The following is a 12367-nucleotide window of genomic DNA, read 5'->3' as shown; positions in this document are numbered from 1 at the left end:
CTGGCGGCGAAATTGCTGAAAGCGGTTAAGGACGCAAAGCCGTTCTCAGCAATTCAATGGCCTTTGAAACGGAAGGGCCTTTGATCGGCGGCGGAACCGCTCGTTCGCAAAATTCCCGCGATACGAAGAGCGTCAACTCCGCGCCATCAGTGGTCTTGCCGGGAGATTCGATCAAGCCCTCAAGCACCCGATATCTCGCATCCTCCCAGAAGCGGTTTCCACCCAATCATAAATGGGAATTATGGGGAAATGGATCGGATAGCCCGGGGTGTGTCCGTATCGGCCGATATAGACGCGCCGCGCTTGCAGGACCTGTTGCAGAGCGTCCTGAGCCTTTGCCAGCAGCGGGCCCAGTTCTGTAAGCGCGCTGTCGGTCAATTCGGAAAGTTCACTTGCAGGCGTCTTCGAGCCGACCATGAGATAGCCCGGCAACGCCGAATTTATCCTGTGGTTTACAAGCCATCTCCCGGTTTCGAGGACATGGAACTGTGCTGGGATTTCCAAAGAGCCTGCTACTTAGGTTTCCTCCGGCCGGTCCTTCGGGTCGAACTGGATGATGGTGATCCAGTTGGCCGTAAGCGCTGGCTTCCTCTCGTTCTCGATCTCGATGGACACCTCATAGGTGGTCATCAGCATGCCGGCGCCGCGGAAGCGTGCGTCCGCGAGGACGAAATGGCCGCGGATGCGGGCGCCAGATTTGACCGGAGCCATGAAGCGCACCTTGTCGAACCCGTAATTGATGCCCATCGTCTGCTCGCGAATTTTTGGCAGCGCATTGTAATTCATGGCGGAAAGCAGCGAGAGCGTCAGGAAACCATGTGCGATCGTGCCGCCGAATGCGCTCTCAGCTGCGCGGACCGGATCGGTATGGATGAACTGATGGTCGTTGGTGGCGTGCGCAAAAGCGTCGATCATCGGCTGGTCGACAAGAATCCAATCCGAAAGGCCTGTTTTCGTGCCAATGAGCCCGCGGACTTCCGCGAGCGAAATTTCTTTGACCATAAATTCCCCGTGAAGAAGCCGCCTGCTCAATTGCTTACAGTGGATTTGTGACAATTACGACAACGATTCACATCCGTTGCGGGTTCAATCAATTCCCAACGCAAAAGATGACCGACCGCGGCGGAACGGTCACTGTTCCGCCAAGCTTCCGGGAGTTACCCGATGCACCCAACAGCCGCCACACCGCAGTGTTCGGGGCTGGGAGAAGGAAGTCGTGTGCCCTGTCCGATCGGTTGAAAAGCACGGCCAGACGCACCTGTCTGCGGCTATCACCATCGCGTGTTGTGAGTAGCATGCCAAGCGTGGAAAGATTCGCCGTCTCCCACTCGCCGACGGTCATCGGGTGGCCGGAGGGCGAAATCCATTCGACATCGCCATCGCCGTCGAAGAAACCGCTTTCCGACAAGGCGGAGAAGCGCTTTCGCAATGCGACGACGAAGGCGGTATGAGCGATCAGTTCCTCATCCAGCGCCTTCCAATCGACCCAGGTTATCTCGTTGTCCTGGCAATAGGCGTTGTTGTTACCGCGCTGGGTTCGCCCGCCTTCATCACCCGCAGTCAGCATAATGCTGCCGCGGCTGGCAAAGAGCGTCGAGATCAGCGCTTTCAGATCGTCGCGGCGTTTCTTGATGATATCCGGATAGCGTGTCTCGCCTTCGATGCCGTTGTTCCACGAATGGTTCTCGCTGTGCCCGTCGCGGTTTTCCTCGCCGTTCGCCTCGTTGTGCTTGTGACTATAGGAAACGAGGTCCTTCAGCGTGAAACCGTCATGGGCGGCGAGGAAGTTGACGCTGCGCGTCGCTGTCCCGCCGTTCCGCGAGAAGATGTCGGAGGAACCCGCCAGTGCTGTTGCGAGCGGCCCTGTCTTCCAGTCGTCGCCGCGCCAATAGCAGCGGATATCGTCGCGAGTGCGGTCATTCCATTCGAGGAAGGGAGCCGGGAAATTGCCGAGTTGATAACCGCCAGGACCGATATCCCAGGGCTCGGCGATCATTATGCGGTCGGAGAGCACGTCATCGTCAAGGATCGCGGAAAGGCTGCCCCCATGGGCTTCGAAGCCGTTTGTCGTGCGGCCGAGCACAGGCGCCAGATCGAAGCGGAAACCATCGACGCCGGCCCCGAGGACAAAGTGGCGGAGGCTGTCGATGATGAGCTGGCGGATATAGGGGTGATCGCAGGCAACCGTATTGCCCGTCCCGGTGTCGTTGACGAGCTCACCGGGACGCTCGGGCTGATGGCGGAAGAAGGAGAGATTGTCGAGGCCGCGCAACGAAAGTGTTGTGCCGTATCGATCGCTTTCGCCCGTGTGATTGAAGACGAGATCGAGGATAACGCCGATGCCTTCGGCGCGAAGCTTCGCGACCGCATCGCGCAGTTCCGCCATGCCACCCGGCACGAGGCGGGGATCGAGCGCCATGAAGGCAACGGGATTGTAGCCCCAACCGTTTGCGAGCTCGAGCGGAGGCAGGTGGCGCTCGTCGATCCAAGCGATGATCGGCATCAGCTCGATCGCATCGACGCCGATACGCTTGAGATGAGCGATTACCGAGGGATGGGCAAGTGCAGCGACGGTGCCGCGCTGCGTCTCGGGAATATCCGGATGGAGGATGGTGAACGGCTTGACCGCAATCTCATAGATAAAACCGCCTGGCTCGAAGAGCGGCTTCTCCAGCGTCACTTTCGTATCGCGGGTCACCATAGCCTTCGGCATCAGGTTCTGGGTGTCTTCACCAAAGACGCCGAGGCGCGGATCATGACGGAAGGGCCGGTCGAGCTGCTTTGCGTACGGGTCGACCAGAAGCTTGGACGGGTCGAACCAGAGGCCGTTTTCCGGCGCATAGATGCCGTCGGCTCGAAAGCCGTAACGGGTGCCTTCCTTCAGATCGTCGACAAAGAGCCGGTGCACATGGCCGTCTTCGCGCGCCATCGGCAGGCGCGCGAATTCCTTGTTGCCGGTTTCATCGAAGAGGCACAACTGGATCTCCGCGGCGTGCTGAGACCAGACGGCGAATTCGACGCCAGTTTCGAAGAGGATCGCGCCTCCTTTAGCCCTGTTGTCCGCTCGCATGAGCCTCCGATCAGGTGATCACAGAAGGTGCATCACGGCCCGTGCGCTTGCGGATATCCGCAATGCTTTCCGCAGCGGCGATCAGGTCGGCCAGCGCCTCCTGCGTCTCGATGTTGTGCCGGGTCGAATCCGGCTCGTAACGCTCGAGGTATACGCGCAGCGTCGCGCCGGACGTACCGGTGCCGGAGAGGCGGAACACCACGCGCGAGCCGCCCGTGAAAAGAATGCGAATGCCCTGATGCTCGCTGACCGACTTATCGACCGGATCGTGATAGGCGAAGTCGTCCGCCTTATCGACGGTCAAGGCGCCGAAAGTCTTGCCCGGCAAGGTCGAAAGTTGGCTGCGCAAGTTATCGATCAGCACGTTGGCGGCGTCGGTATCGACGCCCTCATAGTCATGGCGGGAATAGTAGTTGCGGCCATAGGTCTGCCAATGTTGGGTGACGACGTCTTGAACGCTTTCGCCGCGGACCGCGAGGATGTTCAGCCAGAGGAGCACGGCCCAGAGACCGTCCTTTTCGCGGACGTGGTTGGAGCCGGTGCCGGCGCTTTCTTCACCGCAGATCGTCGCCATGCCGGCATCGAGCAGATTGCCGAAGAATTTCCAGCCGGTCGGCGTTTCGTACATGCCGACGCCACGTTTTTCCGCGACACGGTCGGCCGCGCCGCTGGTCGGCATGGAGCGTGCGATGCCTGCCAGGCCGCCGGAATATCCGGGCGCGAGATTGGCGTTGGCTGCTAGAATCGCCAGGCTGTCCGATGGAGTGACGAAGATGCCGCGGCCGACGATGAGGTTGCGGTCGCCGTCGCCGTCCGAAGCTGCGCCGAAATCGGGCGCGTCGTCGCCCATCATCTCGTCATAGAGCTCCTTGCAGTGGACAGGGTTCGGGTCCGGATGATGCCCGCCGAAGTCCGGCAGCGGCATGAAATTGCGCACCGATCCCAGCGGCGCGCCGAGACGGTTTTCGAAGATTTCCTTGGCATACGGGCCGGTAACGGCGCTCATCGCATCGAAGGCGATGCGGAAACCGAGGCTGATCAGATTGCGGATCGCGCCGAAATCGAAGAGCTCCTCCATCAGCGCGGTGTAATCCTCGACCGAATCGATGACCGAAAGCATCATGCCGCCGGGCAGTTCTTCCTTGCCGATGCGATCGAGGTTCACGTCCGGGAAATCAGCGATCTTGTAGCTGTCGATCGCCTTGGTGCGGGCATAGATTGCGTCCGTGATCTTTTCCGGCGCCGGCCCGCCGTTATTGACGTTGTATTTGATACCGAAATCCTCGGTCGGGCCGCCGGGATTGTGGCTGGCAGAAAGGATGATGCCGCCGAAAGCCTTGTATTTACGGATGATGTGCGAGGCCGCCGGGGTCGAAAGGATGCCGCCCTTGCCAACCATGACTTTTCCAAAGCCATTGGCGGCGGCCATTTTGATCGCCTTCTGGATGACTTCGCGATTGTAGTAGCGTCCGTCGCCGCCAATGACGAGGCACTTGCCCTGATAGCCTTCCAGTGAATCGAAAATCGATTGGATGAAGTTCTCAGCATAGTTCGGCTGCTGGAAGACCGGGACCTTTTTCCTGAGACCCGACGTGCCGGGTTTCTGGTCCTGATAGGGCGTTGTGGATACAGATTTGTTCATTTCTGTCACTTGCCTTTCGGGGCGAGGCTTGAATAGAGGGCAGCGTAGCGCTCGGCGCTCTTCTCCCACGAGACATCCGATTTCATGCCTTGCTTTTGCAACTGGGTCCAGACTTTTTGGTCCGCGAAGAGATGTAGTGCACGCCGGATTGCCTGCAACATACCCTCTGCGGTGACGGGAGAAAACTGTATCCCCGTTGCGACTTTCGCTGCAAGCGCGGCGTGATTGGCGTCGATCACGGTATCGTTGAGACCGCCGGTGCGTGCCACGATCGGCACGCAACCGTAACGCAAGCCGTAAAGCTGGGTGAGACCGCACGGTTCGAAACGCGAGGGAATGATGATGGCGTCGCAACCAGCCTGCATCAGGTGTGACATCGGCTCGTTATATCCGATCGAGACGCCGATGCGGCCAGGATGACGGGCGGCGGCGGCAAGCAGCGAGCCTTCAAGCGCCGGATCGCCGGAACCGAGAATGGCAAGCTTGCCACCAAGGGCGACGATTGCGTCGGCGGTCGCGGCAATCACGTCCATCCCCTTTTGCCAGGTAAGGCGGCTGATGATGCTGAAGATCGGCGCACCGTCGTCATGCAGGCGGAAGAACTCGGCGATCGATTTGCGGTTCTCTTCGCGATTTTTCAGCGTCGTGATGCCGTAATGGGTATGGACGACCGGATCAGTCGCCGGGTTCCAAACTTCTGCGTCGATGCCGTTGACGATACCGTGCAGCACCTCGCGGCGGCTGGCGATGGCGCCTTCCAGCCCCATGCCGAACTCGTTCGTCAGGATTTCTTCAGCATAGGTGGGGCTGACGGTCGTGATCGCGTGCGCAGTCTGCAGGCCGCCCTTCAGGAAGCCGATATGGCCGTAGTATTCGATGCTTTCAGTCGAGAACGCATGCGGCGGCAGGCGCAGGCCCGGGAAAATATCGGCGCCGAACTGGCCCTGGAAGGCCATGTTGTGGATCGTCAGAACGCTTGGCAGCTCTGGCGTCGGATAGTAGCGCATATAGACCGGCGTCATCGCAGCCTGCCAATCATGGGCATGCACGAGGTCCGGGCGCCAGTCCGGCATCAGGCCCGCGGCGATTTCGGCAGCTGCCAGCGACAGCGCCGCGAAGCGCCGCCAGTTGTCGGCATAGTCCTTGCCCGTCTGGTCGAGATAGGGACCGCCCGCACGATCGTAATATGCGGGGGCGTCAAGCACGAGGATATCGAGGCCTTCATACTCCACTTCCAGCACCGTCGCGGGCGCTCCCAGCAGATCATCGAACTGCAGGCGGACGACAGGATCGCGAATGACCTTCATGACTGCCGGGTAGCCGGGCATGAGGGTCTTCGTCTCGATGCCGAACCGCTTGAGTGCGATTGGCAGGGCGCCGGCCACGTCGGCAAGGCCCCCTGTTTTGATCAAAGGGAAGACTTCGGACGAAACCGAAAGAACTTTCATATGTCTAAAGATCCAACTTATCGATCATCGGTTGCGTAATCAGGCAAATACCGCTTTCCGTGCGCCGGAACCGCTTAGCATCGATTTCCGGATCCTCGCCGACGACAAGGCCCTCCGGAATGACGACGCCATGATCAATCACGACGTTTTTCAATTGCGCGCGCCGGCCGACCTTTACGCTCGGCAGGACGACGGCTCCCTCCAATTTTGAATAGGAGTTAGCGCGAACACCTGTGAAAAGAAGGCTTTTATGAAGCGTGGCGCCGGAGATGATGCAATCGCCGGCAACGACCGAGGAGGTTGCCGAGCCTCGGCGGTCCTCGTCGTCATGGACGAATTTTGCCGGCGGCGAGATTTCCGCATAGGTCCAGATCGGCCAGGATTTGTCGTAAATATCAAGCTCCGGAACGATCGCCGTCAGGTCGATATTCGCCTGCCAGTAGGCTTCGATGGTCCCGACATCGCGCCAATAGGGCTCATGCTCGAAATCCGAACGGACGCAGGACTGGCCGAAGCGATGGGCGACCGCCTTACCGTTCTTGACGATATAGGGGATGATATCCTTGCCGAAATCCTTGCTGGAATTCGGATCGGCGGCGTCGCGGCGAAGCGCGTCGATCAGGAACTTCGTGTGGAAGACGTAGATGCCCATAGACGCCAGCGCGAAATCGGGTTTGTCCGGAATGCCTGGCGGATTGGCGGGCTTTTCGACGAAATCGATGATCCGGTCGGTCTTGTCCACATGCATAACGCCGAAGCCGACGGCTTCCATGCGAGGCACTTCCAGGCAGCCGATGGTGACATCCGCGCCCGAATCGACGTGCTGCTGCAGCATCCATTCGTAATCCATCTTGTAGACGTGATCGCCCGCAAGAATAACCATGTACTCGACGCCGTAATCCTCGATGATGTCGATGTTCTGATAGACGGCATCAGCAGTGCCTTCGTACCATTGCGTTTCCGAGACGCGCTGGCTGGCAGGCAGGATGTCAAAGCTTTCGTTTCGCTCGGGACGGAAGAAGTTCCAGCCACGCTGCATATGGCGGATCAGAGAGTGCGCCTTATATTGCGTCGCGACGCCGATGCGGCGGATGCCGGAATTCAGTGCGTTCGACAGCGCGAAGTCGATGATGCGTGATTTGCCACCGAAATAGACCGCCGGCTTGGCGCGCCGGTCGGTGAGTTCCTTGAGGCGGCTCCCCCTGCCGCCGGCCAGAACGTAAGCCATTGCGTCGCGGGCAAGTGGCTGAATGCGCTTTTCTACCATTGTCTACTCCTCCCACCAGTCTTCAAGTCTCAGGTTCAAGCATGATCGTCGCCAGCGGCGGCAGGGCGATTGACGCGGCAATGCTGCCGCCGGCGTTGACGGTCTGCACGCGCCCGCCATTACCCTTGCCGCTGCCGCCGTAGATATCGGCATCGGTGTTCAGGATCTCCCGCCAGCGGCCTTCGAACGGTAGGCGGATGGAATAGTTCTCGCGGTAAGCCGGCGTGAAATTGGTGATGACGGCGATCGGTTTCTGGTCCGGCGCCTTGCGCAGCCATGCAAAGACGGAGTTTTCGTGATCGTCGGCGATCAGCCATTCGAAACCGTCGCCCTCGCAATCGCGGGCGTGCAGCGCCGGCTTGGAGCGGTAAGTGAGGTTGAGGTCGCGGACGAGACGGCGCATGCCCTCGTGCATGCGGTATTGCAGCAGGTTCCAGTCGAGCGAGGTTGCCTCGCTCCATTCGCTCCATTGCGCAAACTCCTGGCCCATGAAGAGCAGTTTCTTGCCGGGGTAGCCCCACATGAAGGCATAGTAGGCGCGCAGGTTTGCGAATTTCTGCCAGTCGTCGCCGGGCATCTTTGCAATCAGCGAGCCTTTGCCATGCACCACTTCGTCATGGGAGAGCGGCAGAACAAAGTTTTCCGAATAGGCGTAGAGCAGGCCAAAGGTCAGTTCGTTGTGGTGATGTCTGCGATATATCGGATCACGTTTCATGTAGCTCAGCGTGTCGTGCATGAAGCCCATGTTCCACTTGAAGCCGAAACCGAGACCGCCGTCATGCACCGGCTGCGAGACCTTCGGCCAAGAGGTCGACTCCTCGGCAATGGTCATGACGCCGGGGTGCTCGGCATAGATGCGGGTATTCATGTCTTGAAGGAAGCGGACGGCCTCCAGGTTTTCGTTGCCGCCATATTCGTTCGGGATCCATTCTCCGTGTTTGCGCGAATAATCGAGATAGAGCATCGAGGCGACGGCATCGACGCGCAGGCCGTCGAGATGGAATTTCTCTGCCCAATAGAGTGCATTGTTGACCAGATACGACTGAACCTCGGTACGGCCGAAATTGTAGATGGCTGTATTCCAATCCGGGTGGAAACCCTTGCGCGGGTCCTCGTGCTCGTAAAGTGCGGTGCCGTCGAACCAGCCGAGGCCGTGTTCGTCGGTGGGGAAGTGCGCGGGCACCCAGTCGAGAATGACGCCGATGCCGACCTTGTGGCAGCCATTGACGAAGCGGGCAAAACCCTCCGGTTCGCCGAAGCGGGCGCTCGGTGCGTAAAGCCCGGTGGTCTGGTAGCCCCATGACGGATCGTAGGGATGTTCGGTGATCGGCAGGAATTCGATATGGGTGAAGCCCATGTCGACGCAGTAGGGGATGAGGCTGTTTGCGAGTTCATCCCAGGAGAGGAACGAACCATCCTGGCGGCGTTGCCATGAACCGGCATGGACCTCATAGATCGAGATCGGCTGGCGGCGTTTGTCGGTTTCGCTCCAGTGCTTGAGGTGGTCTTCGTCCTGCCATTCAGGCAGAAGCTCGGGCGCCACGACGGAAGCGGTTTTCGGGCGCAATTCGCTGCGCCGCGCAAACGGATCGGCCTTCAACGGCAGGAGGACGCCGTCATGGCCCCGAATCTCGAATTTATAAGGAACGCCCGTCGGAACATCCGGCGCAAAGATTTCCCATATGCCGGCGCTGGCGCGGAAGCGCATCACATGACGGCGGCCGTCCCAATTGTTGAAATCGCCGACGACGGAGACGCGCTGGGCGTTCGGTGCCCAGACGGCAAAATGGATTCCCTGCGCGCCCTCATGCTTGATCCAGTGCGCACCCATCTTGTCGAAGAGGCGAAGATGCGAGCCTTCACGCGCGTAGTAATCGTCCATCGGACCAAGCACGGGGCCAAAGCTGTATGGGTCGGTGACGGCCCATTCCGCATCGCCGCGCCGGGCGCGGTAGCGCACGGGCTGCCGTTTCGTCAGCGCTGCTTGCCCTGCGAAAAAGCCATCCGCATGGAGCTGCTTCAGTTCACCAACAACGCTGCCGTCGAGCGTCAAGGCGGTGACTTCTTCGGCGCCGGGAATGAAGCACCGGGCAGCGTAGCTGTCGCCTGCATGGTGCACGCCAAGTACGGCAAATGGATTTGCATGCGAACCGGCAAGGATTGCCGCGATTTCGTCTGCCGAAATTTCCCAGGGACGCTTTACTTCAAGGGCGGCTTTCGGCGTTTTCATCCGGCTCTCCAGATTTCATCGGCATACTGCCGAATCGTGCGGTCGGAGGAGAACCAGCCCATTCGAGCGGTATTGTTGATGGTCTTGGCATACCAGGAGGATGGCTTGTTCCAGATCTGGTCCACGTCTCTCTGCGCGGCCGCGTAGGCATCGAAATCGGCGGCGACCATGAACCAGTCGTGCGAATAAATGCCATCGATCAGCTGGGCGTAGCGATTGCGGTCATCCGGCGAGAAGACGCCGCCGGCGATCGAAGCCAGCGCCTGCGACAGTTCGCGGGAGCTTTCGATGATGGCGCGCGGGTTGTGTCCATCGCTGCGGGCGTCGGAGACTTCGTCCGCTCGAAGGCCGAAGATGACGATGTTGTCGGCACCGACATTGTCGCGCATTTCGACATTCGCCCCGTCCAGTGTTCCGATCGTAAGCGCCCCATTCAGACCGAATTTCATGTTGCCGGTGCCGGAGGCTTCCATGCCGGCGGTCGAAATCTGCTCAGACAGATCTGCTGCGGGCACCATGACCTCGGCAAGCGAGACATTGTAATTGGGTATGAAGACCACTTTCAGGAGGCCGCGGACGGCCGGGTCGTTATTGATCGTGCGGGAGACGTCGTTGATCAGCTTGATGATGAGCTTGGCGTTGTGATAGCTCGGCGCCGCCTTGCCGGCGAAGAGCTTCACGCGCGGCACCCAGTCGAGTTCGGGATGCGATCGGATTTGGTCATAGAGGGCCACCGCCTCGATAACGTTAAGCAGCTGGCGTTTGTATTCGTGGATGCGCTTGATCTGAATGTCGAACATCGCGGAAGGATTAATCTTCACGCCCATGCGGCTGGCGACAAGATTGGAGAGCGCCACCTTGTTCGCGCGCTTTACGGCGCCGAACCGTTCCTGGAAGCTCGGATCGGTGGCGAATTTTTCGAGCGGCTTCAGCTTCTCGGCGTCATCCATGAATTCGTCGCCGATCGCCTCGCGGATGAGGCCGGTAAGCCCGGGGTTGCATTGCTGCAGCCAGCGGCGCGGGGTGATGCCGTTCGTCTTGTTGTTGATGCGGTTCGGATAAAGCTTGTGCAGGTCCGCAAAGACCGTGACCTTCATAAGTTCGGTATGCAAGGCGGAGACGCCGTTGATCGAATGCGAGCCGACGAAGGCGAGGTTGCCCATGCGCACCCGGCGATCTCCGCTTTCGTCGATCAGCGAAATCGACCGGATTTCGGTGTCGGAGAAGTTCTTTTCCCTGCGGGCCTCAAGCAGGATCTTGGCGTTGATCGCGTAGATCAGCTGCATGTGCCGCGGCAGCAGCCGTTCAAAGAGCGGGATCGGCCAGGTTTCGAGAGCTTCCGGCAGGAGCGTGTGATTGGTGTAGGAAATCGTGCGGCGGACGATGTCGAAGGCTTGCTCGAAATCCATGCCGTGGACGTCGCACAGCAGGCGCGTCAGCTCGGCCACCGAAACGGCTGGGTGGGTGTCGTTCAGCTGGATCGCGACCTTGTCGGGCAATGAGGTGAAATCGTCATATTGCTGCAGGTGGCGACGCAGGATGTCCTGAAGCGAGGCGGAGGAGAAGAAGAATTCCTGGCGAAGACGCAGCTCCTGTCCAGCCGGCGTTGCGTCTGCCGGATAAAGCACCCGCGTCAGGCTTTCGGCCTTGTTGCTTTCGCGCAGAGCGCCGATGTGGTCGCCGGCATTGAAGGCGTCGAGCAGGATCGGGTCGATCGGCTGGGCCGACCAGAGACGCAACGTGTTGACGCGCTTGCCGCGCCAGCCGACGACCGGAGTGTCGAAGGCAGCGGCGATGACGCGCTCTGCCGGTTTCCAGACATAGCGCGGCTCGCCTTCGGCGTCGTTGGCGACGTCGACGGCGCCGCCGTAGCCGATTTCATAGGCGCTTTCGCGGCGTTCGAACTCCCAGGGATTGCCGTGCGCCAGCCAGCTTTCCGGCAGTTCCACCTGCCAGCCGTCGGCGAGTTGCTGGCGGAAGAGGCCGTGGACGTACCGGATGCCGTAACCATAGGCCGGCACCTCGACAGTCGCCATGCTTTCCATGAAACAGGCCGCGAGGCGTCCGAGGCCGCCATTGCCGAGGGCGGCATCCGGCTCGAGGCCGGCGATCACGTTGACGTCGACGCCGAGGGAAGTCAGCGCATCGCGCACCTGCTCCATCAGGCCCATGTTCGTGACGGCATCGCGCATCAGGCGGCCGATCAGGAATTCGAGCGACAGATAGTAAACGCGCTTGTCGCCGGTCGCGTAGACCTTACGCGTAGATTCCATCCATTTGTCGATGATGCGGTCGCGAACGACGAGGATAGTCGCCGTCAGCCAGTCATGCGGCTTGGCAACCTTTGCATCCTTGCCGATGCGGTAAGTCAGGCGTTCGATGATTTCTTCGGCGAGAATTTCCGGCCGGGAACTGCGCGGAGCGGGAGAGGGGATGGTCGGCTTGGAAACGGTATTCATCGTCATATCTCGCCAATTTTGATTTATTTTCAGTGCGTTACGTCTGACGAAGCCGACTTTGCACGCACGCCGGTCACGGCAGTTTATGCATCGTTACCAAGCACTTGCAACAAGGGATTTAGCGAAAGCGAAAATTTGCGGAACCTTCACATTCGCCGGCATAAGGGACTTGATTTCAATTGGTTTTCCCGGTCTGATGCGCGAGATGAGCGCTAAACGAAAAGCCGCCCCAGTTTGTTCCGGAGCGGCTT

General features: G+C 59.8%; 7 protein-coding genes and 1 pseudogene. All 8 read right to left on the bottom strand.

The genetic code is table 11. From position 1 onward, the window contains the following. Positions 1-25: 25 nt before the first annotated feature. The 8 genes and pseudogenes from BN1800_RS05495 to BN1800_RS05460 all read right to left on the bottom strand — a co-directional run bounded on the left by BN1800_RS05495 (position 26) and on the right by BN1800_RS05460 (position 12116). A pseudogene (locus BN1800_RS05495) lies at positions 26-504 on the bottom strand (HIT family protein). A 12-nt stretch (positions 505-516) separates the two neighbouring features. Further along, positions 517-1002 carry a MaoC family dehydratase gene (locus BN1800_RS05490; protein ID WP_086995267.1) on the bottom strand — a complete coding sequence of 162 codons (486 nt, stop codon included), beginning with the start codon at positions 1000-1002 and terminating at the stop codon, positions 517-519. A gap of 88 nt (positions 1003-1090) precedes the next feature. Continuing rightward, positions 1091-3070, bottom strand: coding sequence for a glycogen debranching protein GlgX (gene glgX / locus BN1800_RS05485; RefSeq protein ID WP_086995265.1), 1980 nt, complete (start codon positions 3068-3070; stop codon positions 1091-1093). Between the two features lie 10 nt (positions 3071-3080). Then, on the bottom strand, positions 3081-4712 hold the full coding sequence (locus BN1800_RS05480) for an alpha-D-glucose phosphate-specific phosphoglucomutase (protein WP_086995262.1): 1632 nt from the start codon (positions 4710-4712) through the stop codon (positions 3081-3083). Positions 4713-4717: 5 nt separating this feature from the next. After that, on the bottom strand, positions 4718-6160 hold the full coding sequence (gene glgA / locus BN1800_RS05475; RefSeq protein ID WP_086995259.1) for a glycogen synthase GlgA: 1443 nt from the start codon (positions 6158-6160) through the stop codon (positions 4718-4720). Between the two features lie 4 nt (positions 6161-6164). Further along, the gene (gene glgC / locus BN1800_RS05470; RefSeq protein WP_086995256.1) at positions 6165-7427 is read right to left on the bottom strand and encodes a glucose-1-phosphate adenylyltransferase; all 1263 of its coding nucleotides are present in this window, start codon (positions 7425-7427) and stop codon (positions 6165-6167) included. 22 nt (positions 7428-7449) lie between these two features. Continuing rightward, a complete protein-coding gene (gene glgB, locus BN1800_RS05465) occupies positions 7450-9657 on the bottom strand; it encodes a 1,4-alpha-glucan branching protein GlgB (protein ID WP_086995253.1) in 2208 nt (735 codons plus the stop codon). Next, on the bottom strand, positions 9654-12116 hold the full coding sequence (locus BN1800_RS05460; RefSeq protein WP_086995642.1) for a glycogen/starch/alpha-glucan phosphorylase: 2463 nt from the start codon (positions 12114-12116) through the stop codon (positions 9654-9656). Before BN1800_RS05460 ends, glgB begins: the two co-directional genes overlap by 4 nt. Positions 12117-12367: the final 251 nt, after the last annotated feature.

It is taken from the genome of Rhizobium sullae (genome assembly GCF_900169785.1).
Classification (GTDB): Bacteria; Pseudomonadota; Alphaproteobacteria; order Rhizobiales; family Rhizobiaceae; genus Rhizobium; species Rhizobium sullae.
The sequence above is the reverse complement of the archived record's forward strand: the minus strand, read 5'-3'. Positions and strand labels throughout refer to the sequence as shown.